We start from the raw sequence: 20,613 nt of genomic DNA, 5'->3' as shown, positions 1-20,613 counted from the left end.
GGGCATCCATGAGCATTCTCGACTGGCTCTTCGGGCCGTTCGCGCTGCCGTTCATCGCGCGACCGATGCTCGTCATGGGGCTGCTCGCGGTGGCCGTCGGGGTCGCGAGCGTTCTCGTGACGCTGCGGTCGTTGCAGTTCGTCGGCGACGGGCTCGTGCACGCCGTCTTTCCGGGCATCGTGGTGGGGTTCGCCATCGCGGGTCGCGACGGACTGCTCGTCGGGGGCATGGTCGCCGCCGCGCTGGGCGCGGTCGCCCTGACGCTCATCGGGCGGCGCGCACTCGGCAACGACTCGGCGATCGCCCTCGTGCTGACGGTGATGTTCGCCATCGGAGTGATCATCGTGTCGCGGCAGTCGAACTATGTCGGGCAGCTCATCGAGCTGCTCTTCGGGCGTCTGCTGACGGTTACTGAGACTGACGTCATCGTGACCGCGATCGTCTCAGGCATCGCGCTGGCCGCGATGCTCGCCGTCGCTCGCACCCAGGTCTTCCGAGCCCACGACGAGAGGGCGGCGCTCGCCGCGGGCCACCGGGTGCTCACCTCTGACCTGGTGCTCGCCGTCGCGGTCGCCATGCTCATCGTCGCCGCGACCGCTGCGGTCGGCAACCTCCTCGCGCTCGGGCTGCTCATCGTTCCCGGCGCGCTCGCGCGACTGGTCACCGACCGGCTGCTGCTGCTCGTGCCGATCGCCATCGCGACGGGGCTCGTCGCGAGCTGGGCGGGGCTGTGGCTCGCCTATCGAGCCTCGGTCGACTGGGCGGTCGCGTTGCCGGGCGGCGCCTCGGTCATCGCCACGCTCGTTCTGCTCTACCTGATCGTGCTCGCGGTGCGAGCGCTGCGACCTCGCTCAGCGCACCGGCGTCGCGACGCCGTGAGACGCGAGTCTGAGACGCGAGATGCTGTCATTCGCCGTACCGAGGTCGGTGCATGACCGCCGTGCTCGAGCAACTGACCAGCGACATCGGATTCTTCGAGCGCGCGCTCATCGAGGCGGTACTCGCGGGCGCCCTCGCCGGGCTCGTCGGCACTCTCGTGGTGCTGCGCAAGCGTGCCTTCTTCACGACAGCGCTCACCCACGCGACCTTTCCCGGCGCGATGGTCGCCGCCGTGCTCGGCTTCAGCGTGGTGCTGGGCTCTGCCGTGTTCTCGGTGCTGCTTGTCGCACTCATGACCATCATCGCCAGATCGCGCGGCCAGGGCGGGCAAGTGGCGGCGGGGGTCGTGCTCACCTTCGGCTTCGCCCTCGGTGCGATTCTGCAGGCGGCGAATCCCTCGCTGCCGATCTCGGTCGAGAGCTTTCTGGTCGGCTCGATCCTCACCGTCGGCTGGAGCGACATCGCTCTGACGGCGATCGTGCTGGCACTCGCAGCGATCGTGCTCGCCCTGCGGGGTCGGCACATCATCTTCGCCACGGTCGACGATCTCGGGTATCGGGCCGCGGGGTATCGTGCGTGGGTCGCCGAAGCTCTCACGGTGACGCTCATCGCCGCGACGGTCGTGGCGATCATGCCGGCGATCGGCGCCATCCTCGCCATCGCGCTCGTCGTCGGCCCTGCCGCCGCCGCGCGACTGCTCGTGACGTCGACCACCGCCGTGTTCGCACTCGCGCCGGTGATCGGGGCGCTGGCAGGGGTCATCGGCGTGGTGCTGTCGCGTGAACTCTCGGTCAGCGCGGGGGGCGCGATCACGCTGGTGGTCGCCGCGTTGGTGGGTCTTGCCGTGCTCGCTCGACGGCTGAGCGGCGTACGCTGGAGAAGAGATGAAGCGGAACACCTGGCAGCGTGAAGCTGTGCGCACGGCGCTCGCGCAGCGCGAGCACTTCGTGAGCGCGCAGGCACTGCACGCCTCCCTGCGCGATGGCGGGTCGAGCATCGGGCTCGCGACCGTCTACCGGGCGCTCGCCGACCTCGCCGAAGAGGGCGAGGCAGACTCGTTGCAGCAGGAGGGCGAGGCCCTCTACCGCGCGTGCACTCCCGGCACCCACCATCACCATCTCATCTGCAGATCGTGCGGCCTCACCGTCGAGATCGAGGCGAACGCCGTCGAGACCTGGGCGCGACAGGTGGCTGCCGAGCACGGGTTCACCGAGGCGGAGCACGTCGTCGACGTCTTCGGTCTGTGCGAGGCGTGCGCGAGATTGCAGTCGGGCACCCCGAGAGCGTAAGCTAGGCGTTTGTGTCGAGCGGCCATCCGCTCTTCTTGTACGCGCACTCGTCTGCTCAGCAGCATCGAGCAGAACCACGGGTGTTCGCGTGCCGACAAGTGACCTTGGGTACGGCGCTCGCCGTACGGTAGCCAGTTATTGGAGGAACCATGGCAGCCGTCTGCCAGGTGACCGGAGCCGTTCCCGGCTTTGGCCACAACATCTCGCACTCGCACCGCCGCACGAAGCGTCGGTTCGACCCGAATATCCAGAAGAAGACGTACTTCGTGCCGTCGCTTCGCCGCAACGTCACGTTGACCTTGTCGGCCAAGGGCATCAAGACCATTGACGCTCGTGGCATCGAATCAGTCGTGAAAGACCTGCTCGCTCGTGGGGTGAAGATCTAATGGCAAAGCAGCAAGACGTACGCCCGATCATCAAGATGCGGTCGACCGCCGGCACCGGGTACACCTACGTGACCCGCAAGAACCGCCGCAACGACCCCGACCGTCTCGTGCTCAAGAAGTACGACCCGGTCATCCGCAAGCACGTCGAATTCCGCGAGGAGCGCTAAGTCATGGCGAAGAAGAGCAAGATTGCGCGCAACGAGCAGCGCAAGGTGATCGTCGAGCGCTACGCCGCGAAGCGCGCCGAACTGAAGAAGGCCCTCGTCGACCCGAACGGCACCGACGAGTCACGCGAAGCCGCCCGCAAGGGTCTGCAGAAGCTGCCCCGCAACGCCTCGCCCGTGCGCGTGCGCTCGCGCGACGCCGTCGACGGCCGCCCCCGTGGTGTGCTGACCAAGTACGGCATCTCGCGTGTGCGGTTCCGTGACATGGCTCACCGCGGTGAGCTGCCCGGCATCACGAAGTCGAGCTGGTAGCCAGAACGCAGCATCATGAAGGGGCGCTCCCACGGGGGCGCCCCTTTTTCGTGCTCGCCGGCGAGTTACGGCGCACCGCAGTGAATTCCCCGTAAACACACGCAACTGCTGGTACCGTCAAGGCGGTTCGCGGCCAGACCTTGGCGGCGGATCATCTCCACCAAACGCTGAGGTCCGAGGAGGACACCATGAACCGTTCTGATCTTGTCGCCGCCATTGCGGCCGAATCGGGCCTGACCCAGGTGCAGGTCAACAGCGCGATCGACGCTCTCTTCTCGGTCGTGTCGGGCGCTGTCGCCTCGGGCACCAAGGTCGCGATTCCGGGCTGGATCTCGTTCGAGCAGACCCAGCGCCAGGCGCGCCAGGGCCGCAACCCCCAGACGGGCGAGACGATTCAGATCGCCGCCTCGAAGGGTGTCAAGGTCAGCGCCGGCAGCAAGCTGAAGGCCGCGGCCAAGTCGTAAGACTCCGCATGCTGTGCGAGGGCGGTTTCTGAGAAGAAGCCGCCCTTCGCTGTCTGCGGATGCTCTCGCCGAGCACCCGTACAGCGCAGTCGCCTAGCCTGGAGCCGTGACGAACACTGCTCCGGCGCCCCGCATCACGCGACTCTCGGTAGGAGCGATCGGCGTCACCGTGCTCGCCGCCGCAGCCTTCGTCTCGCTGCTCGTCGGGCTCGCTGTCGGGGGCGGTGCCGATGCCCCGCTGCTCGCCGACCCCGGTGAGTGGGTGCGCTACGGACTGCCCACCGCGAAACTGCTCGCCAACCTCGGCGCCGCCGGTGCTCTCGGCGCCCTGCTGCTCTCCCTCGTCGCCCTCAGCCCTGGCCGACCCGAGTTCGATCGGGCGCTCGACGTGGCCGCGGCGAGCGCGGCTGTGTGGACTCTCGCCTCGGCCTCGGCGGGCTTCTTCACATTTCTCAGCATCTACCTCGAGCCGGTGTCGATCGATGACCGCTTCGGCAGACTGCTCGCGGCCTACTTCAGCACGACCGAGATCGGTCAGGCATGGCTCACGACGACGCTCATGGCGGCGATCGTCACGGTGCTCTGCTTCGCCGTTCGCCACCCCGCGGTGCTCGCGGCCGTGGCCGTGATCGCCGCCGCGGCGCTGTGGCCGGTCGCGCAGACGGGGCACGCGGGAGGCACCGCCGATCACGATGCAGCCGTGACCGCGGTCTATCTGCACAGCGTGTTCGCCGCGGTCTGGGTCGGTGGACTTCTCACCGTGATGCTCGTGCGGTCGACGGTCGGCGATCGTCTGCCGGTCATCGTGCGCCGCTACTCGACCATCGCGATGATCGCGTTCGTGGTGGTGGCCGCATCGGGGCTGGTCAGTGCGCAACTGCGGGTGGGCGGCGTGGAGGCGCTGCTCTCGCCCTATGGGCTGCTCGTCGTCGCCAAGGTGGTGAGCCTCGTGGTGCTCGGAGGCTTCGGCGCGGCTTACCGGCTGAGGGCGATCGACCGGCTCGACCGTGCGTTTCAGTCGGGCGGGCGGCCGCGCGTCTTCTGGGCCATCGTCGTCGCTGAACTCGCTCTCATGGGCGTCGCCTCCGGTGTCGCGGCAGCGCTTGCTCGCACGGCGACCCCGGTTCCGCAGATTCCGGTCGACCAGCTCGCCGACCCGACCCCGGCCGAGATTCTGACGGGGTCTGCGCTGCCGCCCCCCTTCGAGCCGTGGCGCTTGGCGACCGAGTGGGATCTCAATCTGCTGTGGGCACTGCTCGCGGGCTTCGGCGCCTTCTTCTACCTCGCGGGCGCGGTGCGACTGCGGCGCCGCGGTGACCGCTGGCCGGTGCACCGCACCGTGCTCTGGCTGCTGGGCATGATCACGCTGTTCGTCGTGACGAGCAGCGGGCTGGCGGTGTACGAGCGATACCTGTTCAGCATCCACATGCTCGGCCACATGGTGCTGAGCATGGCGATTCCGGTGATGCTCGTGCTGGGGGCGCCCGTGACGCTCGCGGCACGGGCCATCCACGGCCGCAAAGACGGCTCGCGGGGGCCGCGCGAATGGATTCTCGCGATCGTGCACTCCCGGTTCGCGGGCATCGTCGGGCATCCGCTGGTCGCCTCGATCGTGTTCGCTGTCTCGCTGCTCGTGTTCTACTACTCGCCGCTGTTCTCGTGGGCGGTCACCGAGCACCTCGGCCATCAGTGGATGATCGTGCACTTCTTGCTCAGCGGGTATCTGTTCGTGAACGCGCTCGTGGGCGTCGACCCGGCCCCGTACCGGCCTCCGTACCCCATTCGCCTCATCATCCTGCTCGCGACGATGGCGTTCCACGCCTTCTTCGGGCTCTCGCTGCTGACGGGAACGGGGCTGCTGCTTCCCGAGTGGTACGGCGCGATGGGGCGCGAGTGGGGGCAGACGCCGATCGCCGATCAGCAGACCGGCGGCGGCATAGCGTGGAGCGTCGGCGAGATTCCGACGCTCGTGCTCGCGATGCTCGTGGTCTGGTCATGGAGCCGTGCAGACGGCCGCGAGTCGAAGCGCAGCGATCGCCGCGCAGAACGAGACGGCGACGCCGACCTCGCCGCGTGGAACCGGATGCTCGCGCAGCGCGCCGAGCACGATCGAGTCGATCAGTCTCGGGGCGAGTAGATCGTCAGCCGGGGGCCGTCGGGCTGCAGCACGACCTCGCCGGTGATGGTCGACGTCACGACATCGTCGAGCTCGCTGACGCCGCCGTCGCGCAGTCGCTGCACCGTCGCCGTGAGGCGCACCTCCGCGGTGCCGATGACGTTCCATCGGCCCGCGATGTCTCCCGCCACGATCGTGAGGGCGAGATCTGAGTCGAGCTGCCACTGCGGGCGCCCCACCACCCGGTCGGCGACCGTGCGACCGAACGGGCACCCGGTGGGCAGCAGCACCTGCTGCGCAGTGCACTGCGTCATGAAGATCTCGAGCTCAGCGAGCACGGCACGCTCGAGCGCGTCGGTCGGTCGAGCTTCGAGGGTGATCGCCTGGGGCGCATCGCCGTCGACTCGCACGGTGATCGACTCGGCCCGCACGAACGGGTCGGCGAGGCTCGCGGTGACTCGGCTGGGCACGAACACGGCGACGGTGGCGACGGCTCCGGCCGCGCCGGTCTGCACCGGCCGCCCGTTGACGGTCAGCCGATCGTGGTGGTCGACGCCGACGTCGAGGGCGGCGATCGGGAGCTGCGCGAACTGCCAGACCGGCACGATGCCGAGATGCGGCGCTGCCGGGGCGAGCACGAATCGCGCGACAGCGACGTCGTCGAGAGCGCCGTATTCTGCGACGATCTCGACGGCCCCGTCAGGGCGGTCGACGCGCTCGACGACGCGCGTCACCTCGGGGCGGCCGTCGTCTCCGAGCGGCAGAGCACTGTCGGCGGGCAGACCGGCGAGCACTGCCGCGCCGACGAGGTCGTCATCGGCGAGGGCGTCGAGGTAGCGCAGCACGTGCGCTTCGGGGGTGGCGGTCACGATGGCGGCAGCGGCGAATGAGGCGCCGCCGAGCGCGATCGCAGCGAGGGCGGCTCCTCCCCACCACGCGTGTCGCCGATTCATGCCGTCAGCCTAGGCGCGCTCGTGCGGCGGCTCGCGGCAGCCGGGCCAGTATGGTGCACTGGCGCGGCTACAGTGGAGGCCGGTTGCTCGCCGAGCGACGAGGCGGGAGGCATGTGACGAGCGAGACACGCGCTGCTCCCGACGGCACCCCGCTCAGCCCCGAGCAGCTGGCGGTGCTCGACCTCATCGAGTCGACTCGCGACAACGTGTTCGTCACCGGCCGGGCAGGCACCGGCAAGTCGACTCTGCTCGAGTCGTTCATCGTCTCGACCGATCGCCAGGTGGTGGTCTGCGCGCCGACGGGCGTCGCGGCGCTCAATGTCGGCGGCCAGACGATCCACTCGCTCTTCCGGCTGCCGATCGGTCTCATCGCCGATCACGACTTCACCGACCCGCCCGAGCTGCGGCGACTGCTGTCGTCGATCGACACGGTCGTCATCGATGAGGTGTCGATGGTGAGTGCCGACCTCATGGATGCGATCGACCGTCGACTGCGCCAGGCGCGATCTCGGCGCCACGAGCCCTTCGGCGGCGCGCAAGTGGTGCTCTTCGGCGACCCGTACCAGCTCGCTCCGGTGCCGGGTCGAGACGAGGGCGAGCGCGCGTACTACGCCGACCACTATCGATCGAGGTGGTTCTTCGACGCGCGCGTGTGGAATGAGGCCGATCTGCGCATCGTCGAACTGCAGACGATCCACCGACAGCACGACGCGGAGTTCAGGGCGATGCTGACCGCGGTGCGGCACGGAGAGGTGACTCCCGAGATCGGTCGAGCGCTCAATGAGGCAGGTGCGCGCCCGGCTCCCGCAGAGGGCGTGCTGACGCTGGCGACGACGAACGCGACGGTCACGCGCATCAATGCGGATGCCCTGCGCCGGCTGCCCGGCGAGGCCAAGACTGCGCGCGCAGATGTGGTGGGCGAGTTCGGGCCGAAGGGCGGATACCCCGCCGATGACGAGCTTCACCTCAAGGTGGGCGCCCAGGTGATGTTCTTGCGCAACGACACGGGCGGTGACGGCGAGCCGCGGTGGGTGAACGGCAGCCTCGGCACGGTCGAGCGCATCGGCCGCACGGTCTTCGTCGAGGTCGATGGCGTGAGTCACGAGGTCGTGCCTGCGACGTGGGAGAAGTACCGGTATACCTACTCGACCGCGACCAAGAGGGTGTCGAAAGAGGTCGTGGCCGAGTTCACCCAGTTTCCGCTGCGGCTCGCCTGGGCGGTCACCATTCACAAGTCGCAGGGCTCGACCTACGACGCGGCGATCATCGACTTGGGGCCGAGAGCCTTTGCTCCTGGCCAGACGTACGTGGCGTTGAGTCGCATTCGGTCGCTCGAGGGCCTGCACCTCGTGCGTCCGCTGCGGCCGAGCGACATCATCGTCGACGAGAACGTTCGGCGATTCATGGCAGACGTCGAGCCGGTGATCGGTCGCGCGGTCGAGCGATAGCTCTCTGCACGCGCGGCACCCTCGCGCTCAGTGATCGGCGTGGTCGCCGAAGACCACCTGCGTCACCGGCGCGGCCGGCCGTTCGGCGATGATCGGGTCGTCAGCCCGAGCGGGCAGCGTCGCCACGACCGAGGGCGTGACGACGAGCGCTGCGAACAGGGTCGCGGCGGCGACGACCGCCACGGGGCGCGCCGTGCGCACGCGGGCCCCCACCCGCGTGCGCCGAGCATCCACCCCCGCGAATGCGACGCCAGCCAGAGCGAGAAACGCGGCGCCGACCAGCGGCAGCATGACGAGCGCACTCGTCGCCTCGGGCACCTTCGCGGTCACGGCGATCAGCAGCAGTGCCGCCCACGCGACGGGCGGAACGATCAGGCCCGCGATCACTCGAGAAGCGGTCAGCCACCGAACCCCCGCCGCGACCCCCATCGCGATCGAGAGTTCGGCAGCCGCCGCGAGCGCCAGCACCGCCGCCACGCCCCCCGTGGTCGCCGATACCGCCAGCGCTGCGTGGATGATCGCGGCCCCCACCGCGCTCACGCACACGAGCGATCGAGCCGTCGTCGTGCTCAGTGCCCGCCTCGTGCTCATGCTGGATCTTCGGCACGGCCCGAGATTCGGTTTGGAGGGGATGATGGTTTCGAGGGGATGACGGGAATCGAACCCGCGCTATCAGCTTGGGAAGCTGAAGTTCTACCATTGAACTACATCCCCGCGCGCCGCTCAGCGGCACGTCAGGCAGTCTATCGAACCCGCGATGCGGTGCCGGCGTCGAGTGCGTGAATGCGCCCGCGCAGCACGCCGTGAGCGTGGTGGGCAGCGAGATTCTTGTTGAGGTAGAGGTTCTCGCCGTCGAGGTGCCAGTGACGAGGGTCGCCGTCGATCCATACTCCGGTGGCGCGGCCGACAGCGCAGTGTCCGCCGAATCGCGGCGCCCAGCGCTCGGGATCTGCGGCGAACCGGTCGCGACGCTCAGCCGAGACGAACCACCATTGCGCGCCGCTCCATTCGTGCTGCCACCGCTCGTCTCCGGCCAAGGGCTCGCCGTCGAGGTGATACGAGAGCGGGTCGACTCCGCCGAGGGCGACCCCGCCAATGGTGTCGACGCCGGGGTCATGCCGGTTGGCCCTGGTGACGAGGCGAAGCGTGCGGGGAAGAAGCGACATGATGCAGCCTTTCTGAAATGAGTGTTTCAATAACGTGATGCTATTATGAAACAGATGGTTCAGAAAAAGTCAAACGCGGCACGCGGCAGGCCGAGCGGGTACGACCTCGACGAGGTGGTCGGCCGGGCGACCGCAGTGTTCTGGGCGCAGGGCAGCGATGCCACGTCGGTCGACGAGCTCGAACGGGCGACGCACCTCAACCGCTCGACGATCTACACGGCACTCGGCGGCAAGGCGGGGCTGTTCGATCGTTGCGTGCGCGCCTACGTCGACTCCGCCGAGAACGACCTGCTCGCTCCTGCGATCACCGGAACCTCGGGCGTCGACGACCTCGTCGCGCTCGTCAGCCGCGTCGCCGACATGCTCGACTCGACGCAGCACCCCCCTGGCTGCTTCGCGATCCGCAGCCTCGTGCGCGGCGATGGCGGCGAACAGGTCGATCGGTATCGCGAGGCGCTTCGCCGAGCGATCACGGCAACGCTGCGACGTGCCGTCGACCTCGACGACCTCGATCCGGCGCTCGGCTCTTCGCGTGCGGCACTCGTCGAAGCCGCACTGCTCGGCATGCTCGCGGTGGGACGCTCTGGCGGTCACGACCCGAGGTTGTTGGCCGGCGGGCTGATGGAGCAGATTCGTCACTGGCGGCCGCCGTCGTCGATCGATTCGGCTCGCTAGGCTGGCGGCATGCTGCTGAGCGATCGCGACATCCGTGCTGAACTGTCGTCAGGCCGCATCGGCCTCGACCCCCTCGATCTGGGCATGGTGCAACCCTCGAGCGTCGACGTTCGGCTCGACACCTATTTTCGGCTGTTCGACAACCACAAGTACCCGTTCATCGATCCGGCTGAAGAGCAGCCTGAGCTGACGAGACTCGTGCAGGCGAAACCAGATGAGCCGTTCATTCTGCACCCGGGCGAGTTCGTGCTCGGCTCGACCTACGAGCAGGTCACCCTGCCCGATGACGTGGCGGCACGACTCGAGGGCAAGAGCTCGCTCGGGCGGCTGGGGCTGCTCACCCACTCGACGGCGGGCTTCATCGATCCGGGCTTCAGCGGGCACGTGACGCTCGAGCTGAGCAATGTCGCCACTCTGCCGATCAAGCTGTGGTCGGGCATGAAGATCGGCCAGCTGTGCTTCTTCCGCCTCAGCTCAGCGGCCGAGAACCCCTACGGCACGGGCAGCTATCTCAACCGCTACCAGGGGCAGCGCGGCCCGACGGCGTCACGGTCGTGGCAGAACTTCCACCGAACGGCGATCGACCCCGCCTGATCGACGTCGCGGCTCAGCTCGCGGCGAGCGCCGCGAGTCGCTCGATGAAGTCGCGCGAGCTGAACGGCTTCACGATGTAGTCGTCGGCACCCGCTTCGTAGGCGCGGTCGATGTCGCTCTGCTGCGACTTGGCCGTCAGCATGAGCACCTTGATGTCGTGCTGCGGGTCGTCTGCGCGCAACCGCTCGAGCACGTCGATGCCGCTCAGACGGGGCATCATCCAGTCGAGCACGATGACGTCTGGGCGGCGACCAGCCACGAGTTCGAGGGCGGTCTCACCGTCGGTGGCGCTCTCGACGTCGTGCCCGGCCCCCCGCACCCGGTTCTCGAGCAGCAGCAACACGTCTGGCTCGTCTTCGACTATCAGGATCTGCGCCATGCGCCCTCACGTCCCCTCGCAATGCGGATAGTCTCTCACGCAGAGCGGTTGCTGTGGCACGACGTGGCGAGCCTCGCCGAAGAGGGGTGATCGTTGGGCATCATCAAGCGGGTGTCGAATGCACGCCCCGCGGCGCGCCGCGCGGTCATCGCGGGCCTTCTGCTCGCCTGTGTGGTAAGCGCCTACGTCGCGGTCGCCTACAGCTTTCCTGACCCGTCGCTCGCGGCGTGGTGGCCCGCCGCCGGGTTCGCGGCGGTGGCCGGGATGCTCTCTCGCGGTCGCGAGCGGTGGCTCGTCATCCTGCTCGTCATCATCGCGACCGGCATCGGAAACCTGCTCGCAGGGCGCGACCCGGTGTTCGCCTTCCTGCTGGGCATGGGCAACAGCATCGAGGTCGTCGTCATCGCCGCACTGCTCGCGCCGAGGGGCGTACCGCTACGTGTGGCGACGCTCGCACACGTGACTCGGCTGCTGTGGGTGACGCTCGCGGGCGCGGCTAGCTCGGGGCTCGTGCTCGGTGTGGTGGCAGCCATTTTCCTGCAGCGCCCTCTCGCGGAAGCGGTCTTGCAGCTGTCGGCGTCGCACGCGGCTGCGACGCTCGTGATGCTGCCCATCGTCATGGTGCCGTGGTCTGAGGGCCGCACAGTGCGTCGCCTCGAGCTCGCGGCGCAGTCGACAGTCTTGCTCGCTCTTATCGCGGTCGTCTTCTGGCCGGGCAATGCGTGGCCGGTTGCCGCGATGCCGTTCGTGGCCCTGCTGTGGGCGGCGTTCCGGTTTCCGCTCATCATCAGCTCGGCCCAGCTCTTGCTCACGGCGGCGGCGGTCATCGTGCTCTCGTCGCTCGGGGGCGGGCCGTTCGCCGCCTTCGACGGAGGCAGCCGCGCGTCGGTTGTGCTCATTCAAGTGTTCTTGCTGGTGTACTGCTCTACCGCCCTCTTGACCGCAGCCGCGCGGGCAGACTGGTTCGCCGTGGTCAACCGGCTGCGCGCTCAAGAAGAGGTGCTGCGTGCGGGCATCGTCAACGCGCTGGCCGGCATCGTGATCGCAGAAAGGGCGGATGGCGAGCTTCGAGTGGTGGCGATCAACGATCGGGCGCGCCGCGATCTCGGTGCTGATGCTCCGCCGTTCGGCATCGATGCGCTCGACGAAGCCCTCGGCCATCCGCTCGAGCCTGGCCAATCGGTGCAGCTGGTCATCGACCGTGAGGGGCGCACGATCGAAGTGGCGGTCGCCGATCAGCGCAACGGCGGCGGAGCAGATCTGGTCACCATCGTCACCACTGATGTGTCTGAGCGGGAGGAACGCGAGCGCATCGCGCATGAGAGCGCCGCAGAGCTGAGGCGCCTCAATGCCCAGCAGGATGACTTCATCTCGGCGGTGAGCCACGAACTGCGCACGCCCGTGACCAGCATTCTGGGGTTCAGCGAGCAGCTCGATGAAGCGAGGCTGCCCGAAGACATCGCGCAAGCGGGAGTGGTCATCGCGCGCAACGCCCGCCGACTGGCCGATGTCATCGAAGACGTGCTCGAGCTCAGCAAGCTCAGTGCTCTCGGCGGGCCGATGTCACCGCCTGCCCCGGTCGACCTCATGTCGCTCGCACTCGAGTGCGCGGCAGACGCCGATGGCCTTGCGCTGGCTCGTCGTGTGCGGGTCGAGGTCGCCGAGCCCCATGAGTCGCTGATCGTGACCTCGCGCACTCGCGACCTGTTGAGGGTCTGCGCCAATCTGCTGTCGAACGCGGTGAAGTTCTCGCACGATGACGGAGTCGTGACGATCGAGATCGCTCGTGACGGTGACGGGGCCGTGATTCGAGTCGTCGACCACGGCCTCGGAATCCCGACCGAGTACCGAGACATGGTCTGGGAGCGTTTCGTGCGCGCTCCGCTCGACTCGCACCGATCGGTGCCGGGCACGGGCCTCGGGCTGCCGATCGTCAAGGCTCTCGTCGAGGCTCGACTCGGCGGCACAGTGAGATTGGCAGAGACTCCGGGAGGCGGAACCACCGTCGAAGTTCGGCTGCCTGCGGTCGCTCCAGCGGTATTGTCGGCCCCAAGCGGTGCGCGATGACGACGCCGTTGAGTCGAGGATGACCCATGGATGCTCGAGGCATCGCCGCCCGGATGCACGACTTGCCCACAGGGCAGCGTCGCGCGGCGATCGCGGCGTTCATCATCGCCTCGGTGGGCATCGCCCTGTGGAGTCTGCAAGCTCGTAGCCCTGATGTGCCGATCGCTCTCTGGTGGCCCGCGAGCGGAGCCTTGTTCTTCGCAGTGCTCGCGAGTCGAGGTCGGCGGCTCGCCGTGTGCGCGGTAATCGTGGTCACTGTCGCGGCCGGCAACGTTCTGGGGGGGCACCCCCTTGACCTCTCCATCGCATACGGGATCACCAACGCGGTTGAGCTGTGGATTGTCGTGCGAGTGCTGACGGGAGGAGCTGCCCACGCAGACTTCACCACGCTGAAACAGATCGGCTGGTTTCTGGTCAGCGTCGGGGTGGCGATCAGTGTCTTTTCGGTGCTGACGGCGAGTGCCGCTTTCCTTCTCGCCGGAGCGGATCCCGTCGTTACCGCCGTCTCGCTCTTCACCTCGCACGGCAGTGCTCTCTTCGCGATCGCTCCCCTCGCCCTTGTCCCGATCGCGGAGCCATTGCGCGCGCCGCGCTGGGAGCCTCTGGTGCAGACGCTGTCGCTGGTGTTCTTGGCGGTCGTGGTTTTCGCGCTCGCTCAGGCACTCGCCCTTACGTTTCTGATCTTGACGACACTGATGTGGGGCGCATACCGATTGCCCCCGCTCGTGCCCGCCGTGCAGAATGTCGTTCTCGCCATCGCGGCGACACTCGCGACAGCGTTGGGCGTGGGGCCTTTTGCGGTATTGCTGCAAGCAGACCTGAGGGGCGCGGTCTTCGCGCTGCAGTTGTTCATCATGACGCACGCAGCGGCGGCGCTGTTCGTTGCAGGGCAGAGCGCCGAGTGGCGCGAGAATCTGCGCACGCTCGCGCAGCGTGAGCGCGATGCTCAGCGCGTGGCAGACGAGCTACGACTGCTGAACTCGCAGAAAGACGACTTCATCTCGGCGGTCAGCCACGAACTGCGCACACCCGTGACGAGCATCATCGGCTTCTCTGAGACCCTCGTCGATGACGACGTCGACCCCGATGTGCGCCAAGCAGGGCACATCATCTACCGCAACGCTCGACGCCTGGCCGACGTCATCGAAGACGTTCTCGAGCTCAGCCGGCTGAGCACGGCGAGCGTGAGCACGAGAGCTGTCGCAGACGTCGACATGACTCAGTTGCTGCAGCACTGCATCGAAGACGTGGCAGGCCTCGTGCCCGCTGAACGACACGTGCGGGTCGACCTGAGGGCTCCCGAGCGGGCGGTGGTCATCCGCGGGGTTGAACAAGATCTCGTGCGGGTGAGTTCGAACCTGCTGTCGAACGCGATCAAGTTCAGTCCACCCGATGGCACGGTCACCGTCAGGCTCATCGAGCATGACGATGTCGTCGAGCTGATCGTCGTCGATGAGGGCCCCGGCATTCCCCCGAGCGAGCAAGACGCCATATGGGAGCGCTTCTACCGGGTGCAGACTCCGCGGCATCGCGATGTTCCTGGCACGGGCCTGGGCCTGCCGATCGTGAAGAGTCTGCTGCAGAGCCGCATCGGCGGCGACATCGTGCTCACGTCAGACGGGGAGCGGGGCACGACAGTGACGGTGCGGATTCCACGAACGCCCCCTGCGTCGCTGCCCGAGGCCGCGACCGATGCTCAGTCTGGTGCCCGGTAGCCGGTCGGCCACGCGGCGAGCTGCCACCCCAGCCACGGGCTGAAGGCGAAGGGCGCCGCGACGACCGCGGTCTGCAGCTGCTCGGGGTCGAGCCACGCCCACTCGGCCACCTCATCGACGGCCGGCGCGAGATCGCCGACGGCTCGCGCGGTGTAGACGGGGCAGATCTCGTTCTCGACCACCCCCGAGGCGTCGACGGCGCGATACCGAAAGTCGGGCAGCGCGAGGCGCAGGTCGGTGAGGTCGACGCCGAGCTCGTGTCGAGCCCGTCGGGTGATGGCGTCTGGGGTGCCTTCGTCGGGGGCCGGGTGCCCGCAGAACGCGTTCGTCCAGACCCCGGGCCATGTGAGCTTCGTGAGCGCCCGACGGGTCACGAGCACTCGGCCGCGGTCGTCGAACACGTGGCATGAGAAGGCCAGGTGCAGGGGCGTGTCTGCCGTGTGCACGGTCGCTTTCAGGGCAGTGCCGATGGGCGTGCCGTCGTCAGACAGCAACACCACAGTTTCAGGAAACTCGCTCATAGGCCGGGGTAGTCTGCTCGGGTGAAGAGGAACGACCAGGTGTCGATCGCAGAGGCGCGAGCGGCGATGGTCGACGCTGTGCTGGAGCGCTTCTTCAGCCTATCCAAGAAGCGCGCCGCGCCCCTGGGAGAGCACTACGAGCACCTCTGGGGCCTGCTCGAGCGCAACACCCAGGGCGGCAAGCGCTTCAGGCCGCGCATGGTGATGGCCGCCTATGAGGGACTGGGCGGTACTGATACGGATGCTGCCGCCTATGTAGGCGCGGCGTTCGAGCTGCTGCACACCGCACTCATCGTGCACGACGACGTCATCGATCGCGATTTCGTGCGGAGGGGCATCCCGAACATCTCTGGTGCCTATCGCGACAACGCCGTCGATCGAGGAATCAGCGTCGAGATCGCCGAGCACCGGGGGGTCTCGGCGGCGGTGATCGCCGGAGACCTCGCCCTGTTCAACGCCTACCGGCTGATCGACAAGAGCGGCGTCGCCTCGCCCATGCGCGAGCGGCTGCTCGACGTGCTCGATGAAGCGATGTTCACGAGCGCGGCCGGAGAGCTCATCGACGTGGACTTCTCGATCGACCCTGCCATGCCGCTCGTCGACGACATTCTGACGATGGAGCGGCTCAAGACCGCCGTCTACTCGTTCGAAGCGCCGCTGCAGGCGGGGGCGATCTTGGCGGGGGCGGGCGATGAGACCGTCGCGTCGCTCGGCGACTTCGGTCGCGACATCGGCATCGCCTACCAAATCGTCGACGACGTGCTCGGCGTGTTCGGAGAAGAAGAGGCCACCGGCAAGACCACGATCGGCGACCTGCGCGAGGGCAAGCGCACCGTCATGATCGCGTTCGCCTGCTCGACGCCGGCCTGGGCGACCCTCAGCACCCTCGTCGGCAAGGCCGACCTCACCCTCGATGAGGCTGCTGAGGCGCGACTGCTGCTCATCGAGTGCGGTGCTCGCGCCTTCGCCGACGACCTCGTGCGAGGCTATGCGAATCGCGCGCTCGCTCGATTGGCCGAGCCGCACATTCCTTCGTCTCTGCGAGATGAGTTGCACCCCGTCGCCGAGACCGTGCTGAAACGGGTGAGATGAACCGCTTGAGTCTGTATGACCGCGTCGCCGACGAGACGGCCTCCACGGTCATCCGCCGCTACTCGACATCGTTCGGTCTCGCGTCGAGACTGCTCGATGCGACGGTGCGCCAGCACGTCGAGAACATCTACGCGCTCGTGCGCGTCGCCGACGAGATCGTCGACGGCGGCGTCGCCGAGGCCGGGCTCGACGCGGTGCATGCCGCTCGCTATCTCAACGAGTTCGAGGCCGAGACGAACGCTGCGATGCAGTCGGGCTACAGCACCAATCTCGTCGTGCACGCGTTCGCCCGCACCGCCCGCGAGGTCGGGTTCGGCGAAGAGCTCACCGAGCCCTTCTTCCACTCCATGCGCATGGATCTCACCGATACCGAGCACGACCCCGAGAGCTTCGAGCGCTACGTGTACGGCTCGGCCGAAGTGGTCGGGCTCATGTGCCTGCGGGCATTCCTGCAGGGCGAGCAGCTCGATGACGAGCAGAACGATCGCCTCGTCGCCGGAGCACGCGCACTGGGTGCCGCCTTCCAGAAGGTCAACTTCTTGCGCGATCTCTCGGCCGACTTCGAGACTCTCGGCCGCAGCTACTTTCCGGGTGTGCGGGTCGAATCGTTCACCGAAGACGACAAGGTGCGGCTTCTGGATGACATCGATGACGACTTGCGGGTCTCGGCAGCCGTGATCGGCGAACTGCCGCGCGGCAGTCGACGCGCCGTCGCCCTCGCGCAGGGGCTCTTCACCGAGCTCGCCGTGCGACTGCGCAAGACCCCCGCATCGCAGCTCGTGCGGGCGCGCGTGCGGGTGCCCGACCCGGTCAAGGCGCGCATCGCCCTCGGCGCTCTCGCCGGCAGAACTCCTCGCCCCCGGGCGGCCGCACCCACCTCGTCGATCGGAGCCCCAGCATGAGTCGCGTCGTCGTCATCGGTGGAGGCATCGCGGGTCTCGCGAGCGCGGCGCTGCTGGCGCGCGATGGTCACGACGTGACGCTGGTCGAGAAGCGCTCGGCGCTCGGCGGTCGCGTGGGATCGTGGCAGAAAGACGGGTTCCGGTTCGACATGGGGCCCTCGTGGTATCTCATGCCCGAGGTCTTCGACCACTTCTTCAAGCTGTGCGGCACGAGCGCGGCCGAGCAGCTCGACCTCGTGCAGCTCGACCCCGGCTACCGCGTCATCACCGAGGGCTTCGACGAGCCGACCGATGTCACGGCCTCGCGCGACGAGAACATCGCCCTGTTCGAATCGATCGAGCCAGGGGCTGGCGAGAAGCTCGACCGCTACCTCGATTCGGCGCTCGACACCTATGACATGGCCAAGAAGCGGTTTCTCTACACGAGCTTCGCCTCGCTCGGCACGCTCGTGCGCGGCGATGTTCTGGCACGAACCGGCAAGCTCGTGGGTCTGCTGCTGCAGAACCTCGACGCGTTCGTCGCGAAGCGCTTTACCGACCTGCGCCTGCGCCAGATTCTCGGGTACCCGGCAGTGTTTCTCGGCTCGTCGCCGTTTCTCACGCCGAGCATGTACCACCTCATGTCGCACCTCGACCTCACCGACGGGGTGCTGTACCCGATGGGCGGCTTCACGACGCTCATCGAGCGCATCGCCGCGGTGACCGAGCAGCAGGGTGCGAGCATCCGCACCTCGTCGCCCGTCGCACGCATCATCGTCGACGAGACCACCAAGAAGACGACGGGGGTCGAGCTCGAGGGGGGCGAGGTCATCGAGGCCGACATCGTGGTGTCGGCTGCCGACCTGCACCACAGCGAGACCCAGTTGCTGCCCGCCGAGCTGCAGACCTACCCGCAGTCGTACTGGGACAAGAAGACGGCCGGCCCCAGCGCTCTGCTGCTCTACTTGGGCGTCAGAGGCGAGCTGCCGCAGCTGGAACACCACACGCTGCTGTTCGCCGCAGACTGGCGCGAGAACTTCGAGGCGATCTTCGGCCCGCAACCGAGCCTGCCCGACCCCGCATCGTTGTACATCTGCAAGCCGAGCGGAGTCGACCCCTCGGTGGCGCCCGAGGGCCACGAGAACGTGTTCGTGCTCGTACCGGCCCCCGCAGACCTCTCGTTCGGTCGAGGCGACGTCGACGGTGACGGCGACACCCCGCTCGAGGTCTACGCCGATCGCATCATCGCGCAGATCGCCGACTGGGCGAAGATTCCAGACCTCGCAGAGCGCATCGTCGTGCGCCGCACCTACGGGCCGGGAAACTTCAACGACGACCTCAACGCCTGGCGCGGAACGGCGCTGGGGCCAGCGCACATCTTGTCGCAGAGCGCCTTCTTCAGGGCGGGAAATGTGTCGAAGAAGGTCAAGGGCCTCTACTACGCGGGAGGGTCGACGATTCCGGGCATCGGGCTTCCGATGTGCCTCATCAGCGCCGAAGTGCTCGTGAAGCGGCTGCGCGGAGACACCTCGACCGGGCCGCTGCCCGAGCCCCTCGTGCCGACCGTGGTGGTAGACGCGCACCGTGCGGTCTCCGACGCCGCCCCCACCACCGACTGACGAGCCATACGCGATGTCGTTCATCAACTTCGCCTACCTCGCCGCGCTCGCCGTGGCCATCACCGGCATGGTGATGCTCGATCGGCGGTTCACGCTGTTCCTCTGGCGCGATGCGCGTCGGGCGGCGATCGTGCTCGCAGCCGGCGTCGTCTTCTTTCTCGTCTGGGATCTCGGCGGCATTCTGCTCGGCATCTTCTTCCGCGGCCAGAACGAGTTCATGACGGGACTGCTCATCGGGCCCGAGCTGCCGATCGAAGAGGTCTTCTTTCTCGTGCTGCTCTGCTACAACACGATGAACGCCTATGCCGCGGCCGGCGACTGGCTCGACGGCCGATGGTCGCGCAGTCGCCGCGGGCACTCCGTCGAAGCGAGGGCCGACGGATGACCTACACCCTGCTCAATATCGTCTTCGTGGCGATCGTGGCATTCGTCGCGATCGCCGCCATGGTCGCACGCCGGGCACCGCGGTGGCGGGCGGTGGGCCTCGCGGCAGTGCTGCTGCTCGCGCTCACGGCGATCTTCGACAACGTCATCATCGGCACCGGGCTCGTCGCGTACGACGACGAGCTCATCAGCGGCGTGCGCATCGGCGTCGCTCCCATCGAAGACTTCGCCTACACCGTGGCCGCGCTCGTGCTGCTGCCGTCGCTCTGGCACCTGCTGCAGCGCCCCGCGCCGACCGAGTCGAGCACCTCATGAGCACCCTCGGGCAACTGGTGCTGAGCTCGCGCCCGCTGAGCTGGATCAACACGGCGTTTCCGTTCGCCGCTGCCTACCTGCTGACCACGGGCCGCCTCGATGCCGCCTTCTGGGTGGGCACGATCTACTTTCTCGTGCCGTACAACCTGGCGATGTACGGCATCAACGACGTCTTCGACTATGAGAGCGACATTCGCAACCCGCGCAAGGGAGGCGTTGAAGGGGCACTGCTCGACCCGAGCATCCACCGCACCACACTGTGGGCCGCCGTCATCTCGAACGTGCCGTTCCTCATCGCGCTGGTCGCTCTCGGTTCGCCGCTGTCGTGGGTGGTGCTCACGGTGAGCGTGTTCGCGGTGGTCGCCTACTCGGCGAAGGGGCTGCGCTTCAAAGAGAAGCCCGTTCTCGACTCGGTGACTTCGTCAACGCACTTCGTGAGCCCCGCCGTCTACGGGCTCGTGTTCGCGGGCGCGGAGTTCACCGTGGCTCTGTGGCTCATCATCGTCTCGTTCTTCTTGTGGGGCATGGCCTCGCACGCGTTCGGCGCCGTGCAAGACGTCATTGCCGATCGCGAGGGAGGTCTCGCCTCGATCGCCACCGTGTTCGGCGCACGCGCGACGACGAGACTCGCCGTCGGCGCCTACGCCCTCGCCGGGCTGCTGCTGCTCGGCACCGAGTGGCCGGGGCCGTTGGCGGCGCTCGCCGCGGTGCCATACATCGTCATCACGGCGCAGTTCTGGCGCATCACCGACGAGACCTCCGAGTCGGCGAACCGCGGGTGGAAGCGCTTCTTGCTGCTCAACTTCATCGCTGGCGCGATCGTCACGATGCTGATGATCTACTGGTCGCTCATTCGCTGAGCGCTGGCGCCTCGCCGATCGAGCTCGAGCGGCTCTGCGTCTCGACGACCTCGGTCGTCACGCGCTTTTTGCGGCAGAGCCCCCATCGCCGTCGAGCAGCCTCGACGTCGTCGCCGTCGGTCACCGTGATCGGTGTGATGTCGCACGGCACGTTCGCGTCAATCCACAGAATGTCGACTCCCCCGGCGTGGGGCAGGGGCACGAGCTCTGCCTGCCCGGCGTCGAGCAAACCCTTGCGGCGCCGCATGAAGATCTCCGCCATCTCCGGCGCAACGATGTACCTGTTGCCGAAGTGCGTCACCACGAACCCTATAGCCCCCATAAGGCCCTAATG

Annotated in this window: 25 protein-coding genes and 1 tRNA gene; 19 read left to right on the top strand and 7 right to left on the bottom strand. The window is 67.7% G+C overall.

All coding sequences use genetic code 11. The features are described from left to right. The first annotated feature begins 8 nt into the window (after positions 1-8). The 8 genes from KIT89_RS09905 to KIT89_RS09870 all read left to right on the top strand — a co-directional run bounded on the left by KIT89_RS09905 (position 9) and on the right by KIT89_RS09870 (position 5,631). Positions 9-935 (top strand): metal ABC transporter permease, encoded by a 927-nt coding sequence (locus KIT89_RS09905; RefSeq protein ID WP_297600972.1) that lies wholly within the window; start codon positions 9-11, stop codon positions 933-935. Further along, entirely contained in the window at positions 932-1,789 is an 858-nt protein-coding gene (locus KIT89_RS09900) for a metal ABC transporter permease (protein ID WP_297600969.1), read from the top strand. Before KIT89_RS09905 ends, KIT89_RS09900 begins: the two co-directional genes overlap by 4 nt. Next, positions 1,764-2,168, top strand: coding sequence for a Fur family transcriptional regulator (locus KIT89_RS09895; protein WP_297600967.1), 405 nt, complete (start codon positions 1,764-1,766; stop codon positions 2,166-2,168). The genes KIT89_RS09900 and KIT89_RS09895 overlap by 26 nt, the downstream gene beginning before the upstream one ends. Positions 2,169-2,317: 149 nt before the next feature. Next, positions 2,318-2,554 carry a 50S ribosomal protein L28 gene (rpmB, locus tag KIT89_RS09890; RefSeq protein WP_293170614.1) on the top strand — a complete coding sequence of 79 codons (237 nt, stop codon included), beginning with the start codon at positions 2,318-2,320 and terminating at the stop codon, positions 2,552-2,554. After that, positions 2,554-2,721, top strand: a complete 168-nt coding sequence (gene rpmG / locus KIT89_RS09885; RefSeq protein WP_297600962.1) for a 50S ribosomal protein L33 — start codon at positions 2,554-2,556, stop codon at positions 2,719-2,721. The genes rpmB and rpmG overlap by 1 nt, the downstream gene beginning before the upstream one ends. Positions 2,722-2,724: 3 nt before the next feature. Further along, the gene (gene rpsN / locus KIT89_RS09880; protein ID WP_297600959.1) at positions 2,725-3,030 is read left to right on the top strand and encodes a 30S ribosomal protein S14; all 306 of its coding nucleotides are present in this window, start codon (positions 2,725-2,727) and stop codon (positions 3,028-3,030) included. A gap of 188 nt (positions 3,031-3,218) precedes the next feature. Further along, complete coding sequence (locus KIT89_RS09875; RefSeq protein ID WP_297600957.1) at positions 3,219-3,494, top strand: HU family DNA-binding protein; 276 nt, start codon at positions 3,219-3,221, stop codon at positions 3,492-3,494. 106 nt (positions 3,495-3,600) lie between these two features. Continuing rightward, positions 3,601-5,631 (top strand): cytochrome c oxidase assembly protein, encoded by a 2,031-nt coding sequence (locus KIT89_RS09870; RefSeq protein WP_297600955.1) that lies wholly within the window; start codon positions 3,601-3,603, stop codon positions 5,629-5,631. Here KIT89_RS09870 and KIT89_RS09865 read toward each other — a convergent pair. After that, entirely contained in the window at positions 5,613-6,563 is a 951-nt protein-coding gene (locus KIT89_RS09865) for a hypothetical protein (protein ID WP_297600954.1), read from the bottom strand. The two genes, KIT89_RS09870 and KIT89_RS09865, sit on opposite strands and share 19 nt — an antisense overlap. A 113-nt stretch (positions 6,564-6,676) precedes the next feature. Between KIT89_RS09865 and KIT89_RS09860 the strand changes: the two genes are divergently transcribed. Continuing rightward, the gene (locus KIT89_RS09860) at positions 6,677-8,011 is read left to right on the top strand and encodes an ATP-dependent RecD-like DNA helicase (protein ID WP_297600952.1); all 1,335 of its coding nucleotides are present in this window, start codon (positions 6,677-6,679) and stop codon (positions 8,009-8,011) included. Positions 8,012-8,038: 27 nt separating this feature from the next. On the opposite strand, the gene KIT89_RS09855 is transcribed toward KIT89_RS09860, so the two are convergent. The 3 genes from KIT89_RS09855 to KIT89_RS09845 form a co-directional block, all read right to left on the bottom strand. Continuing rightward, positions 8,039-8,602 (bottom strand): hypothetical protein, encoded by a 564-nt coding sequence (locus tag KIT89_RS09855; protein WP_297600950.1) that lies wholly within the window; start codon positions 8,600-8,602, stop codon positions 8,039-8,041. Positions 8,603-8,654: 52 nt separating this feature from the next. Next, positions 8,655-8,725, bottom strand: a tRNA-Gly gene (locus KIT89_RS09850). A gap of 29 nt (positions 8,726-8,754) precedes the next feature. Then, on the bottom strand, positions 8,755-9,177 hold the full coding sequence (locus KIT89_RS09845; protein WP_297600947.1) for a YHS domain-containing (seleno)protein: 423 nt from the start codon (positions 9,175-9,177) through the stop codon (positions 8,755-8,757). A 54-nt stretch (positions 9,178-9,231) separates the two neighbouring features. Between KIT89_RS09845 and KIT89_RS09840 the strand changes: the two genes are divergently transcribed. Together KIT89_RS09840 and dcd are read left to right on the top strand one after the other, a co-directional pair. After that, complete coding sequence (locus KIT89_RS09840; RefSeq protein ID WP_297600943.1) at positions 9,232-9,852, top strand: helix-turn-helix domain-containing protein; 621 nt, start codon at positions 9,232-9,234, stop codon at positions 9,850-9,852. A gap of 9 nt (positions 9,853-9,861) precedes the next feature. After that, positions 9,862-10,446: a dCTP deaminase gene (gene dcd / locus KIT89_RS09835; RefSeq protein ID WP_297600940.1), complete on the top strand. Its 585-nt coding sequence runs from the start codon at positions 9,862-9,864 to the stop codon at positions 10,444-10,446. 13 nt (positions 10,447-10,459) lie between these two features. Here dcd and KIT89_RS09830 read toward each other — a convergent pair whose 3' ends face one another. After that, a complete protein-coding gene (locus KIT89_RS09830) occupies positions 10,460-10,825 on the bottom strand; it encodes a response regulator transcription factor (RefSeq protein WP_297600937.1) in 366 nt (121 codons plus the stop codon). A 111-nt stretch (positions 10,826-10,936) separates the two neighbouring features. Here KIT89_RS09830 and KIT89_RS09825 point away from each other — a divergent pair, with 111 nt between their 5' ends. Further along, complete coding sequence (locus tag KIT89_RS09825; protein WP_297600935.1) at positions 10,937-12,892, top strand: ATP-binding protein; 1,956 nt, start codon at positions 10,937-10,939, stop codon at positions 12,890-12,892. 26 nt (positions 12,893-12,918) lie between these two features. Continuing rightward, a complete protein-coding gene (locus tag KIT89_RS09820; protein WP_297600932.1) occupies positions 12,919-14,607 on the top strand; it encodes an ATP-binding protein in 1,689 nt (562 codons plus the stop codon). Here the strand turns inward: KIT89_RS09820 and idi are convergent. Further along, positions 14,589-15,128, bottom strand: a complete 540-nt coding sequence (gene idi / locus KIT89_RS09815; RefSeq protein WP_297600930.1) for an isopentenyl-diphosphate Delta-isomerase — start codon at positions 15,126-15,128, stop codon at positions 14,589-14,591. The genes KIT89_RS09820 and idi overlap by 19 nt on opposite strands. Before the next feature lie 21 nt (positions 15,129-15,149). Here idi and KIT89_RS09810 point away from each other — a divergent pair, with 21 nt between their 5' ends. From KIT89_RS09810 to KIT89_RS09785, 6 genes are read left to right on the top strand one after another with little or no spacing between them, the layout of a single operon-like run. Continuing rightward, complete coding sequence (locus KIT89_RS09810) at positions 15,150-16,220, top strand: polyprenyl synthetase family protein (protein WP_297600928.1); 1,071 nt, start codon at positions 15,150-15,152, stop codon at positions 16,218-16,220. Then, on the top strand, positions 16,217-17,122 hold the full coding sequence (locus KIT89_RS09805) for a squalene/phytoene synthase family protein (RefSeq protein WP_297600926.1): 906 nt from the start codon (positions 16,217-16,219) through the stop codon (positions 17,120-17,122). Before KIT89_RS09810 ends, KIT89_RS09805 begins: the two co-directional genes overlap by 4 nt. After that, a complete protein-coding gene (gene crtI, locus KIT89_RS09800; RefSeq protein ID WP_297600924.1) occupies positions 17,119-18,720 on the top strand; it encodes a phytoene desaturase family protein in 1,602 nt (533 codons plus the stop codon). The genes KIT89_RS09805 and crtI overlap by 4 nt, the downstream gene beginning before the upstream one ends. A 13-nt stretch (positions 18,721-18,733) precedes the next feature. Further along, positions 18,734-19,105 (top strand): lycopene cyclase domain-containing protein, encoded by a 372-nt coding sequence (locus tag KIT89_RS09795; protein ID WP_297600922.1) that lies wholly within the window; start codon positions 18,734-18,736, stop codon positions 19,103-19,105. Then, a complete protein-coding gene (locus KIT89_RS09790; protein ID WP_297600919.1) occupies positions 19,102-19,419 on the top strand; it encodes a lycopene cyclase domain-containing protein in 318 nt (105 codons plus the stop codon). The genes KIT89_RS09795 and KIT89_RS09790 overlap by 4 nt, the downstream gene beginning before the upstream one ends. Then, positions 19,416-20,279, top strand: coding sequence for a prenyltransferase (locus KIT89_RS09785; RefSeq protein WP_297600916.1), 864 nt, complete (start codon positions 19,416-19,418; stop codon positions 20,277-20,279). The genes KIT89_RS09790 and KIT89_RS09785 overlap by 4 nt, the downstream gene beginning before the upstream one ends. On the opposite strand, the gene KIT89_RS09780 is transcribed toward KIT89_RS09785, so the two are convergent. Further along, positions 20,269-20,541 (bottom strand): hypothetical protein, encoded by a 273-nt coding sequence (locus tag KIT89_RS09780; protein WP_297600913.1) that lies wholly within the window; start codon positions 20,539-20,541, stop codon positions 20,269-20,271. The genes KIT89_RS09785 and KIT89_RS09780 overlap by 11 nt on opposite strands. Positions 20,542-20,613: the final 72 nt, after the last annotated feature.

It is taken from the genome of Microcella sp. (assembly GCF_025808395.1).
Lineage (GTDB): Bacteria > Actinomycetota > Actinomycetes > Actinomycetales > Microbacteriaceae > Microcella.
This window is presented reverse-complemented; position numbering and strand designations above follow the sequence as displayed.